The organism is Bacillus sp. 491mf (assembly GCF_900112415.1).
Taxonomy (GTDB): domain Bacteria; phylum Bacillota; class Bacilli; order Bacillales; family Bacillaceae_G; genus Bacillus_A.
The window spans coordinates 79223-106138 of sequence record NZ_FOLV01000014.1; the positions used below are offsets into that span (position 1 = coordinate 79223).

At 35.3% G+C, this 26916-nt stretch carries 26 protein-coding genes and 1 pseudogene; 17 read left to right on the top strand and 10 right to left on the bottom strand.

Annotation, left to right across the window (positions count from 1 at the left end; genetic code table 11):
- The first annotated feature begins 1 nt into the window (after position 1).
- The 3 genes from hutI to BM211_RS14700 all read left to right on the top strand — a co-directional run bounded on the left by hutI (position 2) and on the right by BM211_RS14700 (position 3642).
- Positions 2-1273, top strand: a complete 1272-nt coding sequence (hutI, locus tag BM211_RS14690; RefSeq protein ID WP_090998249.1) for an imidazolonepropionase — start codon at positions 2-4, stop codon at positions 1271-1273.
- Positions 1252-2223 (top strand): formimidoylglutamase, encoded by a 972-nt coding sequence (gene hutG / locus BM211_RS14695; RefSeq protein ID WP_090998252.1) that lies wholly within the window; start codon positions 1252-1254, stop codon positions 2221-2223. Before hutI ends, hutG begins: the two co-directional genes overlap by 22 nt.
- A 345-nt stretch (positions 2224-2568) precedes the next feature.
- Complete coding sequence (locus tag BM211_RS14700) at positions 2569-3642, top strand: WD40/YVTN/BNR-like repeat-containing protein (RefSeq protein WP_090998256.1); 1074 nt, start codon at positions 2569-2571, stop codon at positions 3640-3642.
- 39 nt (positions 3643-3681) lie between these two features.
- Here the strand turns inward: BM211_RS14700 and BM211_RS26505 are convergent, their stop codons facing one another.
- Positions 3682-3828 (bottom strand): hypothetical protein, encoded by a 147-nt coding sequence (locus BM211_RS26505; RefSeq protein ID WP_218160810.1) that lies wholly within the window; start codon positions 3826-3828, stop codon positions 3682-3684.
- 403 nt (positions 3829-4231) lie between these two features.
- Here BM211_RS26505 and BM211_RS14705 point away from each other — a divergent pair, with 403 nt between their 5' ends.
- A complete protein-coding gene (locus BM211_RS14705) occupies positions 4232-4837 on the top strand; it encodes a hypothetical protein (RefSeq protein ID WP_035434090.1) in 606 nt (201 codons plus the stop codon).
- A gap of 630 nt (positions 4838-5467) precedes the next feature.
- On the opposite strand, the gene BM211_RS14715 is transcribed toward BM211_RS14705, so the two are convergent.
- Positions 5468-7027, bottom strand: a complete 1560-nt coding sequence (locus BM211_RS14715) for a PAS domain-containing sensor histidine kinase (protein ID WP_090998259.1) — start codon at positions 7025-7027, stop codon at positions 5468-5470.
- 329 nt (positions 7028-7356) lie between these two features.
- Here BM211_RS14715 and BM211_RS27180 point away from each other — a divergent pair.
- A pseudogene (locus BM211_RS27180) lies at positions 7357-7603 on the top strand (glyoxalase); the annotation flags it as partial.
- Between the two features lie 34 nt (positions 7604-7637).
- Here the strand turns inward: BM211_RS27180 and BM211_RS14720 are convergent.
- Entirely contained in the window at positions 7638-8447 is an 810-nt protein-coding gene (locus BM211_RS14720; protein ID WP_090998262.1) for a YitT family protein, read from the bottom strand.
- A gap of 155 nt (positions 8448-8602) precedes the next feature.
- On the opposite strand from BM211_RS14720, the gene BM211_RS14725 reads away from it, so the two are divergent.
- From BM211_RS14725 to BM211_RS14735, 3 genes are read left to right on the top strand one after another with little or no spacing between them, the layout of a single operon-like run.
- On the top strand, positions 8603-9406 hold the full coding sequence (locus BM211_RS14725) for a protein phosphatase 2C domain-containing protein (RefSeq protein ID WP_090998265.1): 804 nt from the start codon (positions 8603-8605) through the stop codon (positions 9404-9406).
- A gap of 11 nt (positions 9407-9417) precedes the next feature.
- The gene (locus BM211_RS14730; protein ID WP_090998267.1) at positions 9418-9891 is read left to right on the top strand and encodes a peptidoglycan recognition protein family protein; all 474 of its coding nucleotides are present in this window, start codon (positions 9418-9420) and stop codon (positions 9889-9891) included.
- A 1-nt stretch (position 9892) separates the two neighbouring features.
- The gene (locus BM211_RS14735; protein ID WP_035434096.1) at positions 9893-10138 is read left to right on the top strand and encodes a DUF2164 domain-containing protein; all 246 of its coding nucleotides are present in this window, start codon (positions 9893-9895) and stop codon (positions 10136-10138) included.
- 165 nt (positions 10139-10303) lie between these two features.
- Here the strand turns inward: BM211_RS14735 and BM211_RS14740 are convergent, their stop codons facing one another.
- From BM211_RS14740 to BM211_RS14755, 4 genes are all read right to left on the bottom strand, one after another.
- Positions 10304-11071, bottom strand: coding sequence for an ANT(4')-I family aminoglycoside nucleotidyltransferase (locus BM211_RS14740; RefSeq protein WP_371261884.1), 768 nt, complete (start codon positions 11069-11071; stop codon positions 10304-10306).
- 341 nt (positions 11072-11412) lie between these two features.
- Positions 11413-12141, bottom strand: coding sequence for a hypothetical protein (locus BM211_RS14745; RefSeq protein WP_090998273.1), 729 nt, complete (start codon positions 12139-12141; stop codon positions 11413-11415).
- Between the two features lie 83 nt (positions 12142-12224).
- Complete coding sequence (locus BM211_RS14750; RefSeq protein ID WP_035434101.1) at positions 12225-12593, bottom strand: hypothetical protein; 369 nt, start codon at positions 12591-12593, stop codon at positions 12225-12227.
- Between the two features lie 24 nt (positions 12594-12617).
- Positions 12618-13070: a helix-turn-helix transcriptional regulator gene (locus BM211_RS14755; protein ID WP_035434103.1), complete on the bottom strand. Its 453-nt coding sequence runs from the start codon at positions 13068-13070 to the stop codon at positions 12618-12620.
- 345 nt (positions 13071-13415) lie between these two features.
- Between BM211_RS14755 and BM211_RS14760 the strand changes: the two genes are divergently transcribed.
- Positions 13416-14654, top strand: coding sequence for an esterase/lipase family protein (locus BM211_RS14760; protein WP_090998276.1), 1239 nt, complete (start codon positions 13416-13418; stop codon positions 14652-14654).
- A gap of 111 nt (positions 14655-14765) precedes the next feature.
- On the opposite strand, the gene BM211_RS14765 is transcribed toward BM211_RS14760, so the two are convergent.
- Positions 14766-15233 carry a VOC family protein gene (locus tag BM211_RS14765; RefSeq protein ID WP_035434106.1) on the bottom strand — a complete coding sequence of 156 codons (468 nt, stop codon included), beginning with the start codon at positions 15231-15233 and terminating at the stop codon, positions 14766-14768.
- Positions 15234-15483: 250 nt separating this feature from the next.
- Positions 15484-16374 carry a hypothetical protein gene (locus BM211_RS14770; RefSeq protein WP_035434107.1) on the bottom strand — a complete coding sequence of 297 codons (891 nt, stop codon included), beginning with the start codon at positions 16372-16374 and terminating at the stop codon, positions 15484-15486.
- A gap of 328 nt (positions 16375-16702) precedes the next feature.
- Here BM211_RS14770 and BM211_RS14775 point away from each other — a divergent pair, with 328 nt between their 5' ends.
- The 8 genes from BM211_RS14775 to BM211_RS14815 all read left to right on the top strand — a co-directional run bounded on the left by BM211_RS14775 (position 16703) and on the right by BM211_RS14815 (position 25214).
- Positions 16703-17716: a S66 family peptidase gene (locus tag BM211_RS14775; RefSeq protein ID WP_035434108.1), complete on the top strand. Its 1014-nt coding sequence runs from the start codon at positions 16703-16705 to the stop codon at positions 17714-17716.
- A 24-nt stretch (positions 17717-17740) separates the two neighbouring features.
- Positions 17741-18304 carry a GNAT family N-acetyltransferase gene (locus tag BM211_RS14780; RefSeq protein WP_090998279.1) on the top strand — a complete coding sequence of 188 codons (564 nt, stop codon included), beginning with the start codon at positions 17741-17743 and terminating at the stop codon, positions 18302-18304.
- Positions 18305-18616: 312 nt separating this feature from the next.
- A complete protein-coding gene (locus tag BM211_RS14790) occupies positions 18617-19264 on the top strand; it encodes a 2OG-Fe(II) oxygenase (RefSeq protein ID WP_090998284.1) in 648 nt (215 codons plus the stop codon).
- Positions 19265-19562: 298 nt separating this feature from the next.
- A complete protein-coding gene (locus BM211_RS14795) occupies positions 19563-21176 on the top strand; it encodes a long-chain fatty acid--CoA ligase (protein WP_090998287.1) in 1614 nt (537 codons plus the stop codon).
- A 120-nt stretch (positions 21177-21296) separates the two neighbouring features.
- Positions 21297-21845, top strand: a complete 549-nt coding sequence (locus BM211_RS14800) for a biotin transporter BioY (protein ID WP_090998290.1) — start codon at positions 21297-21299, stop codon at positions 21843-21845.
- Positions 21846-22036: 191 nt separating this feature from the next.
- Positions 22037-23500 (top strand): acyl-CoA synthetase, encoded by a 1464-nt coding sequence (locus BM211_RS14805; protein ID WP_090998293.1) that lies wholly within the window; start codon positions 22037-22039, stop codon positions 23498-23500.
- The gene (locus BM211_RS14810) at positions 23493-24578 is read left to right on the top strand and encodes an acetyl-CoA C-acyltransferase (protein ID WP_090998296.1); all 1086 of its coding nucleotides are present in this window, start codon (positions 23493-23495) and stop codon (positions 24576-24578) included. Before BM211_RS14805 ends, BM211_RS14810 begins: the two co-directional genes overlap by 8 nt.
- A 48-nt stretch (positions 24579-24626) precedes the next feature.
- Complete coding sequence (locus BM211_RS14815) at positions 24627-25214, top strand: HAD-IA family hydrolase (protein WP_090998299.1); 588 nt, start codon at positions 24627-24629, stop codon at positions 25212-25214.
- A 19-nt stretch (positions 25215-25233) separates the two neighbouring features.
- On the opposite strand, the gene BM211_RS14820 is transcribed toward BM211_RS14815, so the two are convergent.
- Positions 25234-26442, bottom strand: coding sequence for an alanyl-tRNA editing protein (locus tag BM211_RS14820; RefSeq protein ID WP_090998302.1), 1209 nt, complete (start codon positions 26440-26442; stop codon positions 25234-25236).
- Between the last annotated feature and the right edge of the window lie 474 nt (positions 26443-26916).

Sequence of the window (26916 nt, forward strand, 5' to 3'; positions counted from 1 at the left end):
TATGTTAGACATTCTATTAACGAATATTGGTCAATTATTAACAATGGATCAAGAAGATGGACTACTAAGACGGCAAGGGATGAATACGCTTCCTGTCATTGAAAACGGTGCGGTAGGTATTGAAAATGGTGTGATCACTTTTGTAGGAACAATGGAATACGCAAAAGAGTTACATGCAAAAGAAGTTGTGGATTGTAAAGGGAAAATGGTTTCACCAGGTCTTGTTGATCCGCATACACACCTTGTATTTGGCGGTTCTCGCGAAAATGAAATTGCTCTGAAATTACAAGGTGTTCCGTATTTAGAAATTTTAGAACAAGGCGGCGGCATTCTTTCCACTGTAAATGCGACAAAACAAGCGACGAAGGAAGAGCTTGTTGAAAAGGCAAAATTCCACTTAGACCGTATGTTATCTTTTGGTGTAACAACAATGGAAGCGAAGAGCGGCTACGGATTAGATGATGTAACAGAGTGGAAACAATTAGAGGCGGCGGCAGAGGTTCAGAAACAGCATCCAATTGATGTTGTGTCAACATTTTTAGGAGCTCATGCAGTGCCAAAAGAGTATAAGGGAAAATCGAAAGAATTTTTACAGTGGATGCTCGATTTATTACCGGAAATTAAAGAAAAACAATTGGCAGAGTTTGTTGATATTTTCTGTGAAACAGGAGTATTCTCTGTTGAAGAGTCAAAAGAATTTTTACGCAAAGCAAAAGAACTTGGTTTTGATGTGAAAATTCATGCAGACGAAATTGATCCGCTTGGCGGTGCAGAAGCGGCAGCTGAAATTGGTGCAGCATCAGCTGACCATTTAGTCGGGGCATCTGATAAAGGAATTGAAATGTTAGCAAATTCGGATACAGTTGCTGTATTACTTCCAGGGACAACATTCTATTTAAATAAAGAAAGTTTTGCTAGAGGACGTAAAATGATTGATGATGGTGTAGCGGTGGCTTTAGCGACTGATTTTAATCCTGGTAGTTGTCCGACTGAAAATATTCAACTAATTATGAGCATTGCGATGTTGAAACTAAAAATGACACCAGAAGAAGTGTGGAATGCTGTAACAGTAAACTCAGCATATGCGATTAATCGCGGTGATGTTGCTGGGAAAATCCGTGTTGGGCGTAAGGCAGATATCGTATTGTGGGATGCATACAATTATGCGTATGTACCGTACCACTATGGTGTTAGCCATGTAAATACAGTATGGAAACAAGGGAATATTGCATATACACGAGGTGAAAAAGCTTGGAACAACACCACTATTTAAAGAAAAATGCAAAGTTTATAGATCGTGAAGTAACGAAATGGAGCGATATCATTAAGAACTGGGATGAAAGTGAAGAAATCTTCGGCGGGGCATTAATTGGTGCTCCGCTTTCAAAACCATCCATTAGTCATTCAGGTGCATGCTTTGCACCAAAAACAATTCGAGCAATGTTAGATGCGTATAGTACGTATGCAATTACAGAAGAGCATGATATGAAAGAAAGTGTCCTCTATGATTGCGGTGATATTACAATGCACGTTACGGATATAAAAGAAAGTCATGTTCGCATTGCGAAAACGCTAGAAAGTCTTACAAAATCGAATCCACAGATGGTGCCGATTGTTCTTGGCGGAGATCACTCGATTAGCTTTCCGAGTATAAGTGGGTTTGCAAGCAGCAAAGGAAAAGTTGGAATTATTCAATTTGACGCTCATCATGATTTACGTAACTTAGAAGACGGAGGACCATCAAACGGGACACCGTTTCGCAGTTTACTAGAAAATGATGTTATTACAGGAAAGCAATTGGTGCAAATTGGAATCCGAAACTTTTCTAATGCTCATACGTATCATAAATATGCAAAAGAGCATGGTGTAACGGTATATACGATGCAACATGTGAGAGAGCGTCATATAAAAGATATAATTAGAGAAAGTGTTGAATTATTGCGTCGTCAAGGGGTAACATCTATTTATGTATCTGTTGATATGGACGTTTTAGATCAAGCATTTGCACCGGGATGCCCAGCAATCGGACCAGGTGGTATGGATAGTGCGACATTACTGGATGCAATGACAGTGCTTGGACAAGAACCACTTGTAGCAGGTATGGATATTGTGGAAATCGATCCAACTCTTGATTTCCGTGATATGACGAGCCGCGTTGCAGCACAGGTCATTATGAGTTTTTTACTGGCACGTGAAACGGTACGTAAGCAAGTAAATATATGAGATAAAGGAGCCAATTCGAAATTTCGTTTTAACGGAATAACGAGTTAGCTCTTTTTCGTTCTATATATACAAGTTACAAAAACGACATAAAAACTCCTTTCTTTGATTAAAGTTTCACTTTATAAAAATGTTGTTTTAAAATAAAGTCATACTTATTTCTCAACTAATCAAATAGATAAATATGGTAAAATTATATTTGGATGTAAGTCCAATATAAAAGTAAAATGGTTATCAAGTCGAAGAAAGGCACTCAAAAGAGTGCTTTTTCTTTACAAAAAAATAGACTACTTCTTTTTCTCTTTCATATTGTTTAATAATAAACAAAAATTCAAGGAGGTTATAGTTTTGAAACGGTTATTCCTCTGTATGGAACGAGAACTTGTTGTCTTAGAAGAAAAAAACGAAGCGTATCAAATTCAATACCATTTACAAGGTATGCAGCCTACCTGTATTGCGGTAGACCCATTTCAATCCAACCGTATATATTGCGGTACGTTTGGCCGGGGGTTATGGTTAAGTGACGATAGGGGGGATTCTTGGAGACCGATTGGCGATTCTTACCGTTACTTTGATTTCCCTAAAGAAGATGGTATTTTACATTCTTCTATTACTGCGATAACTGTAAGCTCCAATAAGAAAGTTAATGGCTATGGCGTCGTTTATGTCGGTACAGAACCTAGTGCCTTATTTTCCTCAGAAAATGGTGGTGAAACGTGGAACGAATGTAAAAACATGAAATCATTACTTTCTTCATATACGTGGGCATTCCCCCCTCGTCCTTTCACGCATCATGTACGATGGATTACAGTTGATCCAAATAAACAAGATACGCTACATGTATCAATTGAAGCCGGGGCCGTTATTCAAAGTAAAGATAATGGACAAACATGGGAAGATAAAAAATTCGGTGCTCCAATCGATGCCCATCAATTGCTTATGCACCCCGCTGCTCCTAATCGTCTTTATGCATCATGCGGTGACGGATTTATAAGCGGTCCTGATCGTGCCTATCTCGAAAGTTATAATGGCGGAAGTAGCTGGACTTCATGCAGTGAAGGATTAGGACATCATTATTTATACAGTATGGCTATCGATCCTGCTGATTGTGATACGATCCTCGTTTCTGCTGCGCCAAGTGCTGATCTAGCTCACCATCGGATTCCTTATGAATCTTATATTTATCGAAAAACGAAAGATACACCTTTCCAACAAGTTCATCAAGGACTACCATCTGCAATCGGTACAGTTATTTCCATGATTGCAACAAATCCAGCCGATCCTCATACGTTTTACACTTTAAATAATAATGGTGTTTTTCAATCTATGGATAGCGGACAAACGTGGGAACAACTAAACATTCCATGGAAAGAGGAATATAAAACACAGCATCCCCATGCGTTGCTCGTAACTAGTTCTTAACAAAAAGAGACTGCCTTTTTATTTAAGCAGTCTCTCTTTTTATTTCTTTAAATCAATGACAATATCATCTAATACAATATCTTTACTCTTATTTTCTTTTTTCGGCACTTCAATTTTCTTCTCTTTTCCATTAGTTAAATAAAAGACCTGCCTTTTATATTTTTGAAATTTGGTCGGAAATTTCAAAGATTCAATTGCTCGCAAACTAAATCTGCCATATTAGATTTTTCTTTATAATATAGTTTTTTTGCCAAAAAAGTTCCTAAGATATCAGTTGCCCAAATTCATATTGGAAACAGCATAGATTGTATGTCATTTACCTTTATTTCTTTCACATTTATTCATAAGAGTTCGGCTCATTTTCTTCGTTTTGGGGTATTTGCTTTTCTTAGCTTGATGGTGATGTAGCGGTACCCCAGTATTATGTGTAAAATTTAACTCTATTTTTATTAAATTTTAACCACGATTTGTTAAAATTTTACTTTTTATACATCCTTTACCTCAAAAGTGATAGAATACCTAAGGGGTATTTTGTTTTTATTACAAAAAAGTATAAATACCCTAAAAATACATTTATGAGGTGATTTTGATGAGAAGAAATCTTAAATCGGTTGTCTTGATGTGCTTTGCTCTAATTGCAGTCTTTTTTTCAGCAGCACCCTCAACCTTTGCTGAAGAGGGGAAAAGTCAATTTGTTCTGATTAATGGGAAAAAAGCAAGTTCTCCCGTCCAAGATAGTCAAGTAAAACATATCTTCTTCTCGAAAGATCAGAATGGAAAAGAAATTAAGTATGGATTCACCAATGAAAAAGAATTTCAGCAATTTGTTCAAAATAAAGAATACGAAAAACACCGTGAATATAAAAATCCAAAAGCAGAACTAATCGAGAAAGAAAACTTGACTACTCTGGGTACTGGACCAAATTATACTGATTTCTACTGGGATATTAATAAAGGTGGATCCCGTATTTCTTATGCAATAGGAACTTACACAAATTACGTCGGTAATTACTGGAACGATCAAATTTCTTCAATTAGTACTGCAGCTAGTGGCTATACAAGAGTTTGGGAACATGCTAGTTATGGGGGAGCTACTTACGCTTGGGACAATTACTCTTATTGGGGACGTACCATTAACCTGAATGATTATGGATGGAATGACGCAATTTCTTCTTTAGGAGTGTTTAACTACTAAGATTGAATAGAGGAGACAATTAACTATAGAAATGCCCCTCACATCTGAAATATATGCACGAAGATAAAGAAAAAAACGGTAACATTATCCCACCATTGTATGAATCAGAATTTATTCTAAAAGAAGGCTCAAATGAAATGAAAATTGAAGTAGAATAAGTGCCCTATTTTCATTATAAATTAGTAGCTTTAATTCTCCTATAGCTTATCCTACAGCATCTATTACGGCTAACAACGTACAAACAGCACACTTACCATTATGCGTCTTTTTTCTTTTCCAAAATGCTGGCGGTGCCCCTCTTAGAAGTAGTGCAGATTCCAAAGTTAGTGAAGTATTGTATAAAAAAAGAAGAGCAAACAGGAAAGTAAATTCTGTTTGCTCTTCTTTTTTATCCCGCTATTTGTGGGCAGTAATACTCCCACCTCAAAATTCGGCGAAAGCGTTGTCCAGCTCTAGCGGCTAGAATCTCCGGTCGTTTCGCCCCCTCGGACGAGGCAAAAAGCGCCTCTCCGCCCTGTACTCCAACGTCCTGCGATTCTGAGCGAGCCGCTTCCGCTTTTCTGAAGAAGTTAGGTGGGAGATAAACTGCCCGTAAAAGCCTGATTGGTGAGGGCTGATTAAAGTTTCACTTTATTTCGCTTTTGAGAAGATAGGTAACTGAATATCTACAGTTGTTCCTTTATTTAATTCACTTGTAATTTGTAATTTTCCATTATGCTCTTCAATGATTTTATAGCACATCATTAAACCTAATCCAGTTCCTTTTTCTTTCAAACTATAGAAAGGTTCACCTAATCGTGAAATGCGATCTTGTGGAATTCCACAACCTTCATCTGTAATGCTAATTACTATAGAATGATTTTCTATGTTCATTGTTTGAATGGAAATAGTCCCTCCGTGAGTCATTGCTTCTATTGCGTTCTTTAATATGTTAATGAATACTTGCTTGAGCTGATTTCCATCACATTGAATTGCTGGTAAAGAGGACATGTGATTCATGGTGATATGTGTGTTATGCATCATTGCTGTTGGTGAAATAAATGTTACCACTTCCTCGATTAATGTTTGAATTTGATAGGGTTGTATGGATATGGCTTGTGGTTTAGACATTGCCATAAATTGATTTGTAATAGATTCCATTTGAGCAATTTCGCTTAGCATAATATCAGCATACCATTTGTTGTTTTCATTCATATCAGGTTCTAGCAATTTTAAAAATCCTTTTAAAGAGGTTAAAGGGTTTCGTATTTCATGGGCAATACCAGCAGTTAGCTGTCCAACAACTGCGAGCTTTTCGGATTTTTTTAATAATTCTTCTGTTTTCTTTAAATTTGTAATATCTTGTCCCATAATGACAATCCCTTTTCGCGATCCATCAGGATGAAAAAGAGGAACTTTTATAATGTTAAGAATGATAGGAGTAGAGTCAGCATGAATAATAATTTCTTCACGACACATACTCTCATGTTTCTGCCATGCATATTGATCGGATTTTTCACAGTATAAGAAGGAGTTACGATAGGACTCATTATATTGGATGAGCTCACTATCTTTTTTACCGCGATACGGTACATTTTCAAATTTTAAACTAGAAATTGCATAATCGTTAGCTTCAAGCCATCTTCCTTCTTCATCCTTCAAAAGAATAAACGCTGGCATCGCATTTATAAGAGTTCGTAAGCGTTTTTCACTTTCCTTTAATGCAAGTTCCATTTTTTTTCGTTCTGTAATATCCCTTAAGCTACTTACAAACGCTACTACTTCTCCATATGTGTTTACAATAGGGGAGATAAAATTAGTGACATGTATTAAATTCCCGCTTTTTTGTTGTCTAATTGTTTCTTTAGACGTAAACAGTTTATTGTGTGCAAGATCTTGATATAGTTTGTTGTATGTATCTTTTGAGAAATCTGGGATAGTAGGTATTATTTCTCCAAGCATTTCTTGTTCAGCCCAGCCGAAAAGAGTTTCAAAAGCCTTGTTTACTTTCATTACACGAAGCTCTAAATCAAGAACAACAATAGCATCTACTGTGTCTTTAAGAAGTGAATCAAATTGTTGTTTTGTTAATGTGAAATTTTCTTTATTTTGTTTTGTTTTTATTGTCGCTTTCATTCTATTTTTTGAAATAGTAGCGCGTCTTTTTAGATATATGCTTTTTTTAACAGACGTAAATCTATTCCTTCGCATTCATGATTCCTCCGCATATATATAATAATTAAAAATAAATGATATATAAGTTGTTGCTAGGCAGAACAAAACATGCCCGCTACTTACTTTCTCCTTTTGTTTTCACCCTTGTATGTGGCAGAAAAAGGTCCTGACCGCTTCTATGCAGGGCTAGATGCTTTTGCGCACCTAACAAGAAAGGGGTTTTATGTCGATTTTCTAACTTGTGTTTATATTTCATTTTAAAGATATAACGATGCTAATGTTATATCATTTAAGAGTATAGACGTGATAAGGATAAATAGTCAATTTCTCATTAAATCTTTTTGAATTGTAAGTTTTATTTTGCGATTGAAAAAATGAGAGGGTGTTGGTTTCTCTGTGGGAGCTAGGAGTTACACATTGGAGTAGAGCAGAATTTTTCTCCTGCAAAAAAAGCTCATCCAGCGTTTTATGTTCAACAGATAGAATATTTTCAAGAAAATGTAACACAAGAAGGAGTTTCTGTTATAGTCGATCCAGCACGTTCTGATGTTACAAGGTTTTATGTGTTAGATCCATTTGGGAATTGAATTTATGGAACGGAAAAATGAATAAAAGAACGAGGTGGATGCAGTTCCACCTCGTTCTTTTATCCTCTTCTAAATAATCCTAATACTTCCACGGTTTCTGTAATATTCACGAATGCTTGCGGATCAATTTCAGAAATCATAGCTTTCATACCTGCTAGTTCTTCCCTAGAAATAACAGTCATTAGTACACGTTTCTTCTCATTTGAGTATGCGCCTTCTCCGTCAAGTAATGTAATACCCCGTACAAGACTTGAAAGGAGCTTTTCTTTCATTTCTTCTGCTTGACCTGTTACAATCATTAGCGTTACTTTTCGATGTTTTGTATGGATTGCATCAATTACTTTCCCTGTAACGAAAATAGATAATAAGCTGTTTAAGGCAGTATCCCAATCGAAGAAAAATCCAGAAATAACGATTACAATAGCATTAAGTATGATTAAGAATCCGCCAAGTTGAATATCTTTTTTACGTGTAAGTAACATACCAATAACATCAAAACCACCTGTTGAACCGTAGCAGTTGAAAACAAGTCCAATACCTGCCCCGGCAATTACACCACCAAATAAAGAAGAAAGTAGTGCATCTGTTGCCACTGCATGTACAGGAATCACATATAATGCCGCCGAAAGTGTAATAACGGATATGATTGTATAGCCAATAAATCGTTTTCCAAGTCCAATATACCCTAAAATAAGAATAGGTAAGTTTAGTAAAAAGTTTACTAATCCAGTATTAAAGGGAGTTAAGATTCCAATGATCATTGCGATTCCACTAATCCCACTGCTTAAAATCTTGTGGGGGATAAGGAAAAGATTAAAAGAAAGTGCTACAACTACAGACCCTAAAATTACTCCGAGTAATCGATTCATATCTCTCCCGTCCTTCACTAAAGATGCTATATGTACAAACTGACAATAATTCAAAATTATATATGAGATTGTAAGATTTGAGGGAAAACAGTTTATTTCGGGAAATTAGATTAGTTCGAAAATTGAAAGCGATTTATTGTAAAGGGGAGAGGGATATGAAGGTCCAGTTTTTTCAACAAACAAGTCCATTAAAACAAGAATGCGAAGATGCACTAATTTGTAATGAAGCTTTACAATTATATGGTGTATGTGATGGGGCGACGCCGGTAATTGATTTTCAAGATGAGAATGGTCATAACGGAGCATATTTGGCTTCCCACTTGTTTCAGCGACACTTTGAATCGATTTTAAGTGCAGGTTCATTACAAACTGAAGTTGCTATAGCAAATCAGTTACTGCAAGAAAAAATGCAATTATATCATATTGATATGACAAAAAAGGATCAACTTTGGTGTACTTGCGTTGCTGCTATTCATATTACAGATAAAACAATAGAATATGCGCAGCTTGGAGATTGTATGATTGTTGTTAAATTTGTTGACGGATCCGTAAAAGTACTTACAAAAGACACAGTGAAAGGCATTAGTAAACGGGCAAAGCAACAACGGGAGGAAGACCGTAAAAAGGGACTTTCTGTTCCAAATGAAGCAATATTTAATGATAAAAAAGAGCAATTACGCTACAATCGTTACATGGCAAATACTTTAAACGGATATTCTGTTGCAAACGGGATGAATGAAGTAATATCTTATATTCAACATGGGAAACTGTTACGACAAGAAATTACGAATCTATTTATTTGTTCAGATGGCTTGTTTCATCCTGTTTGGCCGCTTGAAACAAGTGCACAATTTGTGTGGGACCATGGTTTTAAGAAATACATAAAAATAATAGAAGAATTAGAAGCAAAACAGCTTATTCATCCAGATGATAAAACCGCAATTATCATTCATTTGTAAAGGGTGAGACTATGCGCATTCAGAAAGTGCATTTATCTTTTCGTGATCCGCTTCAGCCATTGCAAGCTGTAACAAATATTATCATTCATCACACAGCGGAAGATGACTGGGGCGTATATAAGACACATGAATTCCATCAAAATATTCGAGGGTGGAGCGGGATCGGATATAATTATTTTATTGAAGAAAATGGTGCTATTTACGAAGGAAGAGGGCTGCATATAGGAGCTCATGCGAAAGGTTATAATAGAGAAAGTATAGGGATATGCATATCTGGAAATTTTGACGTCTATGATCCAACACCACTGCAAATGACTTCTTTGCAGTGGCTATGTCAACAGTTCATGTATCAATTTTCTTTAAATAGCGAACACGTTCTCGGTCATCGTGAATTAAATGGGGTAACAAAAACGTGCCCCGGAACGCGTTTTTCAATGGAAACACTACGCCATGTTCTATCAAATAACGAAAAAGGAGCTCTATAATATGATGTTTATGAAATTACCAAATGAGAAAAAAGAAACAATTGTAGAACATATTCAACAATTTTTTGAAGAAGAAGATTTAGGAGAAATCGGCCGTTTTCAAGCAGAACGTTTAATTGAAGAAATGATAAAAGAACTAGGGCCGCATATATATAATCAAGCGATAGGTGATGCTACAAAACTTGTTGTAGATAAACTTACTAATTTAGAAGAAGATTTATATGTGTTGGAAAAGCCGATTAAATAGAAGAAATGTGCATAAAAATGCTCCTCGTTTCATTTGATTGACGAGGAGTGTTTATCATGTAGTCTTAAAGACTTAAGATTCAATCGAGATTTATGCTACACTAGATTGTTTTTCAACAAAAGCATCCTATTTACAATGGATGCTTTTGCTTGAACATGTCATGAGTTATCCATTAAAAGGTATATCATTTGAACACTTTATTACATAACCATTTTTAATTGACCAACTCAATAAACCCTTCCAAAAGTTTTCGCAAACATGAATAATTTCTTTAGGTTCAGAAAGATAACCTGACATCACTATTTCGCAAAGTTCATCAAATCCTTCTGGCTTGTCTGTAAAAGCTATAGCCTCAGGTAATACTTGAGCTGACGTCGTAAAATATTGTTTGTTGTGTAATCCTAAAATCATCGCACCTGTAGTTGCTATTTTTATAGCTAAAGTAGGTAAAAATGTTTTAGGTCCTTGAATTTCTATATTTCTTACTTTCCCAATGTATTCGTGCATTTCTTCAACTAATGTTTTACAAATTGCTTCTTTAAAAATTGTGTGATCTACAGAACTTGCTTTTTGTTTTAATTCTTTGAAAAATTCTTCAGGGTCATATATTGGTAGTATCGTGAAGAATTGTCCATGAGTAAGTGGCCAATTTTCTTCTACTGTAGTGGCTTCTTCTATAATATCTTCTTCACTATCAAAGTTTACTTCTGCCTTCCAATCGCCTGCTGTCCATTCATAGCTAAAGCCATCTTCCAAGGAATTTAAAATACATTTCATTTCAATATCTGAATATGGGCCATCTGTATTTCTGGCTAAAGAACCGTAAATACCAATAGCTTTAACGTTCGAACCAAATTTTTCTAATATTTGATTTGCTATCGTATAAGCGATTTTCATTCTTTCTTCTCTAGTAATTTTTTCTGGACCAATCATATACATTTCTCCTTTTTTATAAAAATATTAAATGGGATTATATATAGATGGTCAAGGAGGCCCGCGGGCTTAACGAGGGACTTTATTTGGTGTCATTTACATACACCACCTTTCTAAATAATAAAACAGGGAGGTAATAAAATCCATTTTATAAATTTTATTGTAAATAGAATGGGGTGTTTAGTCAAAGATGAATATGGCGTTTTATTGTTAAAGGCCCGACACGACCAAAAAAGAAAATTGTACGTTAAAGAAATTAAGTATTTATAGGTAAACATTCATCAATGATCTTCTGGTGTATGAACAGAATACAAAAAAGGAAATCGAAATGATTTCCTTTTTCACTTTGTAAGCTGTAAAGCTCTCATATAATCACCCTTTTTCTCAAGGGCCTTTTTTGCTTCTTCAGCCGTTAATACATAATCTACTATAATATTTTGTAATAAATTCTTATTAGCATTTGGCAGCTGAATCGTTATGTCATCCACACTAATCTTATTATTTTCAATTGTTTTATTAAATTCCTGAATACTTCTTGCAACCTCCGCTAATTTTTCCATATGTGCAGGATTGTTTACATCTAAAAAGATATTACTTCTAAAAACTGCCGTAACATAATGCTTCGAATTTTTCTTTGCTATTTCTTTCTCAGTCTTCTTATTGAAAACAATATCCCCCGTCTGCATTTGATCAAACGTAAATATAGTATTATTCCCTTTCTTTTTATAATATGTATTGAATTTTTCTTGTAAATCATACGCTTCTTTTTTGATTTTATAGTTATCATTATTTACTTTTGGAGAGATTCGCCCATCGAAATATAGTTGGAATTGCAAATGTGGTTCATCTACTTGCTGCACACAAGCTGTTAGCAATTCTGGACTAAGTAAATGAAAATGAAAAATATCTCCGGTCCTATGTCTGTTAACTTGATTTAGTTTAACAGACATACCATACTCCGCTTTTGTATAATTTTGTGCTTTTTGTTCAATTTCTTTATTCGATATATCACATGATGTTAATAGTAATAAACTAAACATTATGCTATATGTTATTTTTGTTCTTTTCATATTTCATAACCGCCTAATTCTACTTCATTATATGTGAATGCTATTATGGAATTATAAAATAAATAGATATTCTAAACCCGTAATTATTTTTTTCCTTTATTTTGATTGAATAGGAAATATGCTGCTAAAAATAATGCAGTTACGTTAACTACAAGTGCAACATTATTTAAAAAATCTGTTATCTGCGAAAACACAATAATCAATGATGTTACTGCGACAAATAATGGAATTGCCTTGTTTATATTTGTGACTAGTTGTTGCTTGTGAAAACGCCTTAGTATGAAATAAATACCTATTAAAATTGGTGCAGTAAGGAATACTCCTAAATATCCCCATGCATCTTCAATAAACCAAGGGAAAAAGCGCATACGTGAAGTAAAGATAAATAGATTTAGTATGATGGTTCCTACTAATATACTGTTTAATATAGTGACTTTCTTGTTCTTCTCCATTGTAATTTCTCCTCTAAAATTTAATTACTCGTTAGTTAATTCGTGAAAATGATTTATAACATCTTCCTCTTCAAACGTGCTATACCATCTATAATCACTATCATCTAAAATACGAAAATGTTGACTAATCACATTTTGTTGTACTCGAAATTTTCCTTTTTTCGCAATCTCATTCCAAAACATTTTTCCGCCTAATGTTTTTACTTTTGGCGTATTCATACCATCGTGGGCTAGTGTTTCGATTACCTCAAAAGGTTCTTCTCCTAAAATGTGTTTTAAGATTTGCCCATCCTTAAATAAGGCACAAACTGCGATAGCATTCGTCCAACTAATTAATGTTCTTTCTTTTTCAATTTGAACCAATGTCTTTTTAGAAATTCCTAGAACAGTAGCCATTTTTTCTTGAGAATATCCTTTTTCAAGACGAATCAGACGAACATTCTTAGAAATCAAATCAATTACAGTTTCTTTATTCAAATAACATCACTTCCATGAATTAGTGTTCAATTAAACTGATAGTGTAATATTACACTATCAGTTACCTTTTGTAAATAGGAAGCATATTGGGGGAAGATTTATAAAAGGTAACTGATAGTTGCTTATGTCTCAAAGAGTATGATTTTTAACCTTTCTAATGTCCACTAATGCTTATTTCGTAGTTCACTTCCTTTACTACACAGACACTATTTATCATTTAAAAACTACGCAAATGATCTCCTAAAGTTATAAAAAGATATGACAAAAAATGTTGAGAAAAATATTTATGTCTTTAAAAATAACAGAAAATTCAGTAAAGTTTAATTAAAACAAAGGAGGTTTTTTATGAGGAGACACGTAAAGGCAATGCTTTCGATTTTACTTATTATTGGTTTACTTTGGTCACCGGTTGAATTAAAAGCAGAGGAACAAAATCAAAAAGAACCGATTGTTCTTATTCATGGTTTAGGTGGTTGGGGCCGTGATGAATTGTTTGGTTTTAAGTATTGGGGCGGTTTTAAAGATATCGAGACAAATTTGAATCGACAAGGGTATAGAACATATACAGCTTCGGTTGGACCATTTTCAAGCAATTGGGATCGTGCAGCAGAGTTATATTCGTATTTAAAAGGTGGAACAGTTGATTATGGAGAAGCACATGCGAGAGCGCATGGACATGCCCGTTATGGAAAAACATTTTCAGGGGTATATAGCCAATGGGATAATCAACATAAAGTTCATTTCGTTGGACATAGCATGGGTGGTCAAACAGAAAGGGTTTTATTGCAACTATTAAAGGAGGGAAGTTTAGAAGAACGAGAGTATTATAAACAACATCCAGAGGTAGGAATATCACCGTTATTTGAAGGGAATAAAGATTGGGTACGGAGTGTAACAAGCATTGGTACGCCGCATAACGGTTCTACGTTTGCAGATGAAGAAACGATGTCTTCGTTTATTAAAGAATTTGTAATAAAGATTGCTAGTTTATCAGGTAATAATCCAGAAACATTTGGCTATGACTTTAAATTGGAACAATGGGGATTAAAGCGAAAACAAGGAGAGAGCTTCTTGCAATATGCGGATCGAATGCTTAATAGTTCCGTTTGGAAAAGTAAAGATATTAGTGCATACGATTTAACGACAGCTGGATCTAAAGAGCTTAATCAATGGGTAAAAACATATGATGACGTATATTATTTTTCCTATACAGGAGATGCGACATATCGTTCATTACTGACGGGATATTCTGTCCCTTTACTGACGATGAATCCACTTATGTACTTGTCTGGCTTACATATTGGAAAGTTTACACAAGGATATGCAGAGCCAATTATTAACGAAAAATGGTGGCCAAATGATGGACTTGTTAGTGTTGTTTCGTCACAATATCCGATAGGGCATCGAAATCAGCCGTATGCAGGAAACGCTCAAAAAGGTGTCTGGAATTATACCGCGACAAAATATAATTGGGATCATATCGATTTTATTGGAATCGATCTTGCGGATACGTTAGGGATTAGTGATATATATTCGTTTTATAATGAAGTTGCTAGTAACATATATCGTTTACCTTTGAATTAGAGGGAGTACCACACATCCATCAACTTAAGAAATCCCTTGTTCCACAAAATATTAGCCTGATAGTGATGTGTTGTGACTCCGTTTAGTGAAATAAGCTTATCTTACAATCTCTTATTTAAATGTATTATTAACTAGTTCCTCCCAATCTACGAAGGACAACTTATCTGTAATATGTTTTAATTCATTAGGCACGTCAACATAACAGATTAATTCCAAACTATTACCATCTGGGTCATTGAAGTATACTGAAACATTACCTTGATGTGGGCGAATAAATGGTTTAATAGTTTTTCTATTACCAAATGGGACAGCTTCAACTTGAATAGAATGTAGCCACTTTAAAGAGTCTTTTATATCTTCATATGAAACTCGAAAAGCAATATGTCGTAAGGAAGGATGGTATTGAGTTTCATACTCATTTCCTTCCCATAAGCCCAACCAACTTTTCCCTTTTTCAACCCAAAAGAAAGCAGTGTCTTCATTACACCAAGCAAGTTTCAATCCTAGTTTCCGGTAAAATTCAATTGAATTTTGCAAGTTACTAACTGGTAAGTGTGCTTCATACAATCCTTTAATCATGTCGTTTTCCCCCTACTCTTTGTTATTGGATATTAAGAGTATAGCAATGTAAAAACAATATTAAATCCACTAAAAGTATTAAAATTCTATATATCTTTAGAGGTAGCGTAATGAACCATGCTTTCCCACCAATTCAAGAATATTCACTACACTCAAGTATAAAAAAACGCTATACTTTCTGTATATTCCTACAAAAAGTATAGCGTTTTTTTATATTCAAACTTAAATTAAACAAAATATTAACTTATTTTTAGTGGCGATTCTTTATATTAGATAAACACTTATTTTCCTCATATAAAGCAGTAACATGCTGTTTTAAATTCTTGATGAATAATAAAATCTCTTGATTAGACATTCTAGCATGTTGAAGATGAAATATGTTTCCTTTTCCGATTTCTAACTCGTTTGAAATCAAAGTAATAGGGATATCCCTAAAGACATGCCATGGAAAATACAAGTGTACAAAAGTTTCTCTAAAATATATACCTGATTGACAAATTAATATTCCATCCGATCCTTTACCCAAATTACCAAGGACAGATGTATCTAAAAAAGCAATGATTTCTTCTTCTTTTGAAACAATATATCGTGCTCCAATTTCCTTTAACTTTTTGTCTGAAATGTGAGTGTCTACAAACAATCCATTATCAGGTTCTAATAATTCATCATACGTCTCAAATAAAGAGCAGATTGATTTTATCTCATCAATTTTTATAACTGGATGTATATCATTTTGCTTTGAATTATGGAATGAACTTTTAAGAGTTATAAGTAATTCCTTAAATAACAGTGGTGGATAATCACTCAGGTTAATATTAAAACTTTTTTGGGCATCAAAAGATAAAAAACCATCTTTATCAACTTCAATTTGTTGCACTTCATTTAATTTATCCCATTTCATATTCCCTTTACCTAATAACCAATTGTTCCAATATAAACCTGAACTTGTAAAGTAAACACCATATTTCCCCGAACCAACCATATTGCAGCTTAAAAAAGCAATAATCTGATCATCCTTTGGTATAGAGAAACGTTTTTTTGCAACTGATAAGAAATCTTCAGGTATTCTGCTAACATAAAATCTAGACTGTTGATATTCAAAACAAATATCAGTAAAACGATTAATATCTATATTCAGCATGATAATTCTCCGTTTCTTATATATTTTCCATATAAGAAATTATAATATTATCAGGTAAATATTAACACTTAAATTTAGTTTAAATCGAGGGGCACTTTATTGGATTCTAAAATCAATTAGTATTAGATTGAAAAATCTATGATTTGGTTTTAGCGTTTGGGGGAAGAATGTTTTTCCTACTTCCTTTTCTATTTTTTGCAGCTGAATAGCAAGTTTTACAGATATGAGATGATAATGTAAGCAGTTGTGATTGCTTGAAATGAAGGATTTTAATAGCAGTTTCACGAATACAAATCTAAATATATAGAAAAGAATGGGAGAAATACATATGATACAATATCCGTTTTTACGAAAAGGGGCAACAATTGGGGTTACAGCACCTTCTTCTGGTGTAAATGAAGCGTTACATAATATGTTTAAACAATCTTGTGAAAGTATGGAAAGAAAAGGATATACAGTCGTTTGCGGAGAAACAGTTTGGACACAAGAGAAAGCTAAGTCTGCTAGTGTGAAAAAAAGAGCAGATGAATTTATGGAAATGACCCAGGATGAGAACATTGATATTATCATTCCTCCTTGGGGTGGTGAATTGTTAATTGAAATAATAGAAGATATTGATTTTGAAAAGATAAATAAAAAATGGTTATTGGGATACTCAGATACGAGTGTTTTATTATTAGCGATAACGTTAAAAACAGGAATAGCGACTGCTCACGGGACGAATTTTGTAGATGTAAGAGGCGAATATTCTGATCATACAACAGCAATGTGGCAAAGTGTATTATCAACGGAAGCAGGGGATTCAATCACTCAATATTCTTCAGAGAAATATCAAGCGAAATGGCAACATAATAATCCATCACCGTGTGTGTTTCACTTAACAGAAGATACAAATTGGAAAACAATTTCGAATGGGAATGTGAACATTACAGGTCGATTGCTTGGCGGATGTATTGATGTGATTAGACATCTCATTGGCACGCCATTTGGTAATGTGCAAGAGTTTAGGGAGAACCATTTTCATGATGATCCGCTCATTTGGTACTTTGAAAATTGTGAGTTAACGACTACTGATTTACGACGTACGTTGGTTCAAATGAAGTTGGCAGGGTGGCTTGATAATTGTTCAGGCATTTTATTTGGGCGCAGTGCTGCCAATCATCCAGTGAATGAATATACCGCTGAAGATGTATATACAGAACTTACTGATGAGCTGCAAATTCCAATTGTTTATGATGTAGACTGTGGTCATAAGCCTCCGCAAATTACCTTTATAAACGGCGCATTTGCAGAAATTGAAGTGGAAAATGGTAAAGGTGTAATTACACAGCATTTTAAATAGGAATGTAGAGAGGAAATGACAGGAATGGAATATGGAAATATCTCAGAAAAATATCCAACACTCATTACAGAACGATTATGTTTACGACCGTTAACAATAAAAGATGCTGCTGATGTATTTGAATATGCTTCAAATCCAGAGATTGGGACGTATACAGTATGGTATCCGCATAAAACATTACAGGATTCACAAATATTTGTACAGTCAATCTTGGATCAATATGAAAAAGGAGAAATGGCGGCTTACGGAATAGAACTGAAAAACGAAAAAAAGATGATCGGGACGTGTGGTTTCATCGAATATGACAAGAATCATCATAAGGCAGAGCTGGCGTATGCAGTATCACCAAACTATTGGGGGAAAGGCATTGCAACGGAAGCAGCAAAGGCATTTATTCGTTATGGATTTGAAACATTACAGTTAAATCGTATTGAAGCAAGATGTCATGCTAGTAATGTACAATCCGAACGAGTGATGAAACGATTAGGAATGCAATATGAGGGAATGTTGCGAAAAGATATGTTTGTAAAGGGAGCATATCGAGATACGAAAATATATGCGATTTTGCGAGAGGAATATGATATATAAAAGGGAGAGTAATAGAGTGATTTACTCTTCTTTTCTGCTACTTTCTTAATCATCTAGAGGTATGCCCGTTTTGACTTCATATTCTCCGAGAGTGCGGTTTTTACGAGTGTAGGTGAACCACACTCTTCTTAATGCAATATGAGATAGAGAGAAAAATAATGAACTTCGATTCCAAAGTGAGTCGAGGTTTTTTTATGACAATAGTTAAAATACAACGGAACATTATTTGTTTTAATTTTCTTAAAAAATTGAATAGTGTGAAAAATGTGATATATTCATACTATCCAATCATTTTTAAGGGAGATGGGGAACATGACAACTGAAAATCAAACAGTTGAAAATAAGGAGCTCACGATTTTTAACCACATTGGAAACACAATTGTAATAGAGGATCGAGAAATCCAAATTATTTCAAGAATAGAAGAGCCTCTTGTTGTTGTGTTAGCAAATGTATTAAGTGATGAAGAGTGTGAATTGTTAATGGAAATGTCTAAAAATAAAATAAAGCGTTCTAAAATTGGTGCTTCACGCAACATAAATGATATTCGGACGAGTAGTGGTACGTTTTTAGAAGAAAGTGAGGCCGCTACTAAAATCGAAAGACGAATTGCTTCGATCATGAGTGTTCCTGCCAATCACGGTGAAGGGTTGCAGGTCTTAAAGTATACGGTTGGTCAAGAATATAAAGCGCATTATGATTTTTTTGCAGAAAACAGTGCGTCAGCAAATAACAATCGTATAAGTACGCTTGTCATGTACTTAAATGATGTAGAAGAAGGCGGAGAGACTTTCTTTCCTAAACTCAACCTTTCTGTATCTCCGAAAAAAGGAATGGCGGTATATTTCGAATATTTTTATCAGGATGCATCATTAAACAAACTCACTTTACATGGAAGTGCACCTGTTATCAAAGGTGAAAAATGGGTTGCGACGCAATGGATGAGGAGGAGACCTTTGTAGTCAACTACTCACCACGTAAACGCTAACACGTTAGAAGTGCACCTCCAATTATTAGTTGTATCTAACAATTGGGGTACAGTCCAGAATTGGCTCTCTTTTAGTTGATATTGCCATTAATGTTTAGCGGTGCTTTCATTCAAAAAAATATATAAATATTTATCTAAATTTTCCAAAAATATTGACAAAATCACTTTCAATTTTTATACTTATGGCAGCTTGCATGAATGCAATGAACTGTTAATAAGTCATTTTATAATACTTAATATTGAAAGCGTTTTTATAAGGGAGGAGAAGAAATATGATGATGGATGTGCCATTAACAATTAGTTCGATGATTGAAAGAGCAGAGAAATTATTTCCAAAGAAAGAAATTATCTCTCGTACACATAGCACAATTACACGGCTAACGTATAAGGAATTAGGTGAGCGGACGAGACGATTGTCTAGTGCATTGCAAAAGTTAGGTGCGATGCAAGGGGAACGAGTTGGCACATTAGCATGGAATCACCATCGTCATGTAGAAGCATATTTTGCGATTCCTAGTATTGGTGCTGTCCTGCATACGATTAATATTCGTTTATCCTCGCAGCATATTTCTTATATTATTAACCATGCGGAGGACCGCATATTACTCATAGACGAAGATATGGTACCGCTTGTTGAGAAAATTCAAGGGGAATTATCAACTGTACAAGCCTATATCATTATGACCGATAAAAAAGAGCTTCCAGAAACATCACTTCAACCTGTATACCATTATGAACAGCTTCTTGAAGAAGGAGATCCTAATTTTCCATTTTTAAAAGACATTGATGAAAATATGTCAGCTGGTATGTGCTATACATCAGCTACAACAGGTAATCCAAAAGGCGTCGTATATACACATCGCAGTACAGTTTTACATAGTATGGCGCTTGGCCTTGCAGATACAACGGCACTTTCTGAAAGTGATGCAGCTATGCCGGTTGTTCCTATGTTTCACGTAAATGCTTGGGGATTACCGTTTGCAGCAACATGGTTTGGATCAAAGCAAGTTCTTCCTGGACCAATGTTTACACCGAAAATTTTATTAGAGATGATGCAAGAAGAAAAAGTAACATTAGCAGCCGGCGTCCCAACAATTTGGCTTGGTGTGCTGCAAGAATTAGAAAAGAATCATTATGACTTATCAAATATAAAGCGGTTTTTATGCGGCGGTGCAGCTGCGCCGAAGAGTGTGATTGCAGCCTTCGAGCAAAAATATAACGTCCCATTTGTGCATGCATATGGAATGACAGAAACGAGTCCGCTTGTTACACTTGCACGTTTGAAAAGTTATGAAAATGAATTGCCATATGAAGAGCAACTTACGATACGTGCGAAGCAAGGTTATTTAGTGCCTGGTGTGGAAATGAAAGTTGTTGGGGAAAAGGGAGAGGTAGCATGGGACGGACAAGAAATGGGCGAGCTATGTTTACGTGCTCCTTGGATTGCGTCAAGTTATTATAAAGACGAGCGAACAGCAGAGGGATTTCGAGATGGCTGGTTATATACAGGAGATGTCGTTACGGTTGATGAAGAAGGGTGTATTAAGATTGTTGATCGAACGAAGGATGTAATTAAAAGCGGGGGAGAATGGATTTCATCTGTTGATTTAGAAAATGCCTTAATGGCGCATGAAGCCATATTTGAAGCGGCTGTTGTTGCAGTACCACATAAACAGTGGCAAGAGCGCCCTGTTGCATGCGTTGTTCTAAAACAAGATCAATCTGTTACAAAAGAAGAATTATATGACTTTTTAAAACCGCAATTTGCAAAATGGTGGCTACCAGATGAGATTGTCTTTCTGAAAGAAATTCCGAAAACTTCAGTCGGAAAATTTTTAAAGCAAGCGCTCCGAAAAGAATTGGAGCAATATTATGTAGAAGATTGAATAGTGATTGTAAACTATAATTATATTTTGGTTGACAATATAAAAAGGGCAAGGTAACATATCAGATGTGATATGTTACCTTATTTACATTTATAGTTTACAAACAGGAGAAAACACAATATGAATACAAGAAATTTAGTTTTTGTAGCTTTATTTAGTGCCATTATGGCAGTGTTAGGACTTTTACCACCAATTGCTTTATCATTTACACCTGTACCGATTACATTACAATCACTTGGTGTTATGCTTGCAGGTGGTTTGTTAGGATCTCGCTTGGGGGCTCTTAGCCAATTCGTATTTTTACTTGTTGTAGCAGCGGGTGCACCGTTGTTAGCTGGAGGCCGCGGTGGATTTTCGGTTTTTGTAGGACCAAGTGCCGGTTATTTAATGGGATATGTTATCGGAGCGTTTGTGATTGGATATTTCGTAGAACGTCTTCGCAACGTATCATTTTTGAAGTTATTTTTAATTAATATTATTGGTGGCATTTTCGTTGTATATTTCTTTGGTGTTATCGTACAAGCTTTTGTGATGGATATAAGTGTAGTAAAAGCAGCGAAATTAAGTGTTGTGTTCTTACCAGGAGATTTATTAAAGGCTGTATTTGCGACAATTCTTGTAACGAGACTGCAACGTTCATTGAAACGAACAATTTATCATACCAAGTAAGAAACACGTTAATACGTGTTTCTTTTTGTTATATATAAATACAAATTAAAAAATTGATATAAAAACCTTCTTTCTCTTTAGGCGGACGAGAGCGTCTGGCCATGCATAGAAGCGGTCATGTTGTATGCTGCATAGCGGTGACTTATATGTTGAAAAATTAAAATAGATATATAGAATAGGAAGTGAAATAGGTGGGAATTACAAAATCTTATGCAGCACATGCTTATTACCAACCGAACAAAATTGCAATAAAAACAAAAGATAGAATTGTTACATATAAAGAGTGGTATAGGTCTGTTTGCAAAGTGGCAAATTGGCTTCACGAGGAAGAATCATGTAATAAAAAGATTGCTATTTTGCTAGATAATAGCGTAGAATTTTTACAAATATTCGCTGGATCTGCTATGGCAGGTTGGATTTGTGTACCACTTGATCCGAAGTGGAGTATTCATGAACTGGAGGAACGGCTCCAAATTGTACAGCCTTCTATAATAGTTGTAGCACAGCATAAACGTAATCAATTGCCTCAAACAAATAGTAAAGTATTCGCGATTAGTACGTGGTCTGAGAGAATAACAAACGCCTCTATTACAGTAAATGATATAGAAAAAGTAGGAGAGTTACCGTTTTATTTGGGATTCACATCAGGGTCAACTGGAAAAGCAAAAGCGTTTCTCCGCTCACAACAATCATGGGTAGAAAGCTTTGCTTGTAATGTTCATGATTTTCATATGAATAATAATGAGACAGTGTTGCTATCTGGAACGTTTGTTCACTCTCTCTTTTTATACGGTGCAATGAGCGCTTTATTTATAGGACAAACGATATACATGACAGAAAAATTCATTCCAAACCGTGTGCTTTCATTATTAAAAAATGAAGATATTTCTGTTATGTATACAGTCCCAACGATGTTAGAATCATTATACAAAGAAGAAAGAGTGATAGAACGAGAGATAAAAATTATTTCATCAGGTGCAAAATGGGAAGCTGAAGCAAAGCAAAAAATCAAACAGTTTTTTCCGAATACAAAGCGATATGAATTTTATGGGGCATCCGAATTAAGTTTTGTTACAGCACTATCTCATCATGATAATGAACATAAACCATCTTCAGTTGGAAGGCCATGTCATAATGTAAAGGTTAGTATTCGAAATGGGGACGGACAAGAAGTAGAGCAAGGAATAGTCGGCACAATTTATGTCAAGAGTGAACAGTTTTTTATGGGGTATATAATAGACGATGCACCTATTTCTCACGTAACGAATGATGGATGGATGACGGTTCATGATGTAGGTTATGTTGATGAAGATGGGTTTTTATATATTGTAGGTCGAGAAAAAAATATGATAATTTTTGGCGGAATCAACATTTTTCCTGAAGAAATTGAAAGTGTATTGCAGATGCATCCAAGTATAGAGGAAGCAGTGGTTGTTGGTAAGAAGGATATGTATTGGGGAGAAAAACCGATAGTACTAGTTAAAGGAACAGTATCAAAAAAGGAACTAAAGCAATTTTGTTTGGGAAGGTTATCTGCCTATAAAATTCCGACAGAGTGGTATTTTGTAGATGTCATTCCTCATACAAGTAGTGGGAAAATTGCGCGGACAGAAGTAAAAGAAATGTTTGAACAGCAGGAGTTGACGTATGAATAGAGCAGTAATTGTTGAAGCGAAACGCACTCCAATCGGAAAGATAAATGGTATGTTTAAAGAATATTCCGTTGAAAAATTGGCAGCTCCTTTACTTGCATATATAAGTAAAGGAATCGAAAACGAAATCGATGATGTTATATTCGGAAATGTTGTCGGGCCTGGAGGGAATATAGCTCGGCTATCAGCATTAGAGGCAGGTCTCCCGTATAGTGTACCTGGGGTGACGATTGATCGCCAGTGCGGTGCAGGATTGGAAGCAATTCGGTTGGCATGTCATCTAATTCAAGGCGGAGCAGGAACTTGTTACGTTGCTGGTGGAGTGGAAAGTGTAAGTACCTCACAATTTGAAAAGCGAGCTCGTTTTTCACCTGAGCATATAGGTGATCCTGATATGGGAGTTGCGGCAGAGAATGTAGCGAAGCGTTACGGAATTACTAGGGAGATGCAAGATGAATATGCATGTTTGAGCTATAAACGAACATTAGTGGCATTAGAAAAAGGATATCTACAAGAAGAAATTGTGCCAGTTTCTCATATTATAGTAGACGAAACAGTTAAACATTGTATGAATTATGAAAGAATTATAAAACGAACACGTCCTGCCTTTTTACAAGAGGGGACAGTGACAGCAGGAAATTCATGTGGAGTGAACGACGGAGCGTGTGCACTTCTTATTATGAGTGAAAAGCAAGCGGGAAAGCTTGGGTATAAACCGGTACTACGGTTTGTACATAGTGCTGTTGCGGGCGTTGATCCTCATTTCCCTGGTAGTGGACCGATATTTGCGGTGCAAAAATTATTGCGACAGATGAATCTTACTATGGACGATATTGATTATATTGAAATGAATGAAGCGTTTGCTTCCAAAATTGTTGCATGTGCTAGGGAGTTAAACATTCCTTATGAAAAATTAAATGTAAACGGCGGAGCGATTGCTGCCGGGCACCCATACGGTGCATCGGGAGCAATGCTCGTAACAAGATTATTTTATCAAGTGCAAAGAAAACAGGCGAAATACGTGATTGCAACATTAGGCATTGGCGGAGGGGTTGGACTTGCACTATTGTTTAAAGCGTAATGGTTACATGTAATCTAATTTAATTATCATTCCAAAAGGAGTATATGCATGAAGGTAAATATACTATGGGATTTTGATGGTACTTTAGTAGATAGTTATCGTGTATTTGTACGTACGTTTAAAAGAGTTGTAGAGGAACACATACATGAAGATGAGGTTATGAAACAATTAAAGATTTCATTTACGCATGCTGTAAAATATTTTGGGTTATCACAACAGCAAATTGATCAAATATTAGAAATGGAAAGGTCGTTGCATCCATCGGAATATCAACCGTTTCCGAGAGTAGAGGAAGTGTTACAAAGAGCGAATTGTAATTGCATTGTAACGCATAATTCGAAGCAAGAAGTATTGCGGATCTTAGAGTACTATGGATGGTTACACTACTTTTCTGAAATTATCGGCTGGGAAGATGGATTCCCTAAAAAGCCGAATCCAGAAGCATATATTCATATGCAAAAGAAGCAAGCTATTCATTTCGTTGTGGGAGATCGTGCGTTAGACATTATACCAGCTACAAAACTAGGAATCACAACATGTGCCTTTCAAAACGAAGCAATTCCAGAAGCAGATTATTACATCGATTCATATGATCAGCTACTTCATATTATGAAAGAGAAGAGTCTTCAAATATAAAAGAAACACAAGAAGAAATTTATGCTTCTTGTGTTTCTTTTTGTATATGAATAAGGTGTGATAAAAATGCTTCGCCTGTAACAGTTGCTTTCCCGCCGCCGCGTGCGCTTTTTTGATTCCCTCCGCCTTTTCCTTCTATAAGAGGAAGGGCTGTTTTTAAAAGGGTATTCATATTTAGCTTAACAGCTGGGCCACATGCACAAATACATTGTAAGTTTTCGCCGTTTTGTGTAACAAAAAATGTAATGGCGTGGTCATCTTTTACTGTAAGGATAGCTGCTAATTTAGCAAGTTCATGCATAGAGCGATCTGTAAAGCTAACGGCAATTCGTTTGCCAAATGAAGTTTCTTCTGCTTGCTGTAACAATTCATTTGCTTCTACAAGAATGAGTTTTTCATTGGCTGCTTGCAACGCCTTTTCATTTTCCTTTTGAGTAGAAAGGAGCTGCATTATTTTGTTTGGAATATCGCTTTCTTTACTATGTAATTGTTGCATGGCATCTTTTACGAGGAATTGATTGCGCTGCATTAGTTCAATTGTACGCCATCCGCAAACAAATGTTAGACGAATGTTTCCTTTATAACGCTCCCAATTGACAATTTGAATCGGACCGACTTCACCGGTTTGTTTCGGATGCGTACCACCACATCCGTTAAAATCAAGATTTTCAATAATCACAACACGAATATTTTCTGTTACAGTTGGTTCTTTTCGTAATGGAAGTTGCTTTGCTTCTTCTAGATTTACCCACTGAACTGTAATTGGACGGTTTTCAAATACAATTTGATTAGCAAGATTTACAGCTTCCTCAGCTATTTCGAGAGAGAGGTCAGAAGTTTCTAAATCAATTGTTACGATTTCTCTTCCTAAGTGAAATCCGATTGTTGGAATGTTGAAGTGATCCCAAAATATAGCGGACAAAATATGTTGCCCGGCATGTTGTTGCATATGATCAAAACGACGTTTCCAAGAAACATATCCCGTTACTTCATCTTCATATATCTCTTCGGTAACGTAATGACGAATTTCACCATCTATTTCTTCTACATTTATAACCGGAGTTGTATTTAATTGCCCTGTATCATGGGGCTGACCACCGCCCGTTGGATAAAAAGCTGTTTGTGTTAATACAACATATAAATTGTCGTCTTTGTCACGAGCTTGTTTTGTAATTTGTGCTGTAAAGGTTTGTAAATATGGATCTGCATAAAATAATTTGTGGTTCACAACCTTGCTCCTTTCAATCTTAACTTTATAAATACAAATTTAAAAATCAACCTAAAAACCCTTTTTCTTTTTAGATGGGCGAGAGTATCTGGCCATGCCTAGAAGCGGTCAGGGCCTATTTCTGACATAGGCAAGGTTAAAAACAAAAGTAGAAAGCAAGTAGTAGTCTTGTTGTATTCTACATAGCAGCAACTAATATGTCGAGAAATTTATAATTCTATCATATGTTTCGAGAGGACTCCCACCTTTAAACATATGTGAAGGTGGTGAGGTGAATCGAAAAAATATTTTATTTTCAAGTAAATAAATAGAAACGTACGTTCTTGTTTTGGTATAATATCCTTAACAAGGAGGTGAAAAAATGACAACGGAAAATCAAAAAAATTATAAAACTCTTCAGATTTGGATTAAAAAAGGACATCGTATGTATTCTTATTTTCAAGAATCTTGCCAAAACGCTAAAAATATGTACAA

Excerpts from the sequence above, each read along its gene's own strand:
- hutI (WP_090998249.1), top strand. The coding sequence starts at position 2 with ATGTTAGACATTCTATTAACGAATATTGGTCAATTATTAACAATGGAT.
- BM211_RS14705 (WP_035434090.1), top strand. The coding sequence starts at position 4,232 with ATGAGAAGAAATCTTAAATCGGTTGTCTTGATGTGCTTTGCTCTAATT.
- BM211_RS14715 (WP_090998259.1), bottom strand. The coding sequence starts at position 7,027 with ATGCGAAGGAATAGATTTACGTCTGTTAAAAAAAGCATATATCTAAAA.
- BM211_RS14720 (WP_090998262.1), bottom strand. The coding sequence starts at position 8,447 with ATGAATCGATTACTCGGAGTAATTTTAGGGTCTGTAGTTGTAGCACTT.
- BM211_RS14725 (WP_090998265.1), top strand. The coding sequence starts at position 8,603 with ATGAAGGTCCAGTTTTTTCAACAAACAAGTCCATTAAAACAAGAATGC.
- BM211_RS14730 (WP_090998267.1), top strand. The coding sequence starts at position 9,418 with ATGCGCATTCAGAAAGTGCATTTATCTTTTCGTGATCCGCTTCAGCCA.
- BM211_RS14735 (WP_035434096.1), top strand. The coding sequence starts at position 9,893 with ATGATGTTTATGAAATTACCAAATGAGAAAAAAGAAACAATTGTAGAA.
- BM211_RS14740 (WP_371261884.1), bottom strand. The coding sequence starts at position 11,071 with ATGATTGGTCCAGAAAAAATTACTAGAGAAGAAAGAATGAAAATCGCT.
- BM211_RS14745 (WP_090998273.1), bottom strand. The coding sequence starts at position 12,141 with ATGAAAAGAACAAAAATAACATATAGCATAATGTTTAGTTTATTACTA.
- BM211_RS14750 (WP_035434101.1), bottom strand. The coding sequence starts at position 12,593 with ATGGAGAAGAACAAGAAAGTCACTATATTAAACAGTATATTAGTAGGA.
- BM211_RS14760 (WP_090998276.1), top strand. The coding sequence starts at position 13,416 with ATGAGGAGACACGTAAAGGCAATGCTTTCGATTTTACTTATTATTGGT.
- BM211_RS14765 (WP_035434106.1), bottom strand. The coding sequence starts at position 15,233 with ATGATTAAAGGATTGTATGAAGCACACTTACCAGTTAGTAACTTGCAA.
- BM211_RS14770 (WP_035434107.1), bottom strand. The coding sequence starts at position 16,374 with ATGCTGAATATAGATATTAATCGTTTTACTGATATTTGTTTTGAATAT.
- BM211_RS14775 (WP_035434108.1), top strand. The coding sequence starts at position 16,703 with ATGATACAATATCCGTTTTTACGAAAAGGGGCAACAATTGGGGTTACA.
- BM211_RS14780 (WP_090998279.1), top strand. The coding sequence starts at position 17,741 with ATGGAATATGGAAATATCTCAGAAAAATATCCAACACTCATTACAGAA.
- BM211_RS14790 (WP_090998284.1), top strand. The coding sequence starts at position 18,617 with ATGACAACTGAAAATCAAACAGTTGAAAATAAGGAGCTCACGATTTTT.
- BM211_RS14795 (WP_090998287.1), top strand. The coding sequence starts at position 19,563 with ATGATGATGGATGTGCCATTAACAATTAGTTCGATGATTGAAAGAGCA.
- BM211_RS14800 (WP_090998290.1), top strand. The coding sequence starts at position 21,297 with ATGAATACAAGAAATTTAGTTTTTGTAGCTTTATTTAGTGCCATTATG.
- BM211_RS14810 (WP_090998296.1), top strand. The coding sequence starts at position 23,493 with ATGAATAGAGCAGTAATTGTTGAAGCGAAACGCACTCCAATCGGAAAG.
- BM211_RS14815 (WP_090998299.1), top strand. The coding sequence starts at position 24,627 with ATGAAGGTAAATATACTATGGGATTTTGATGGTACTTTAGTAGATAGT.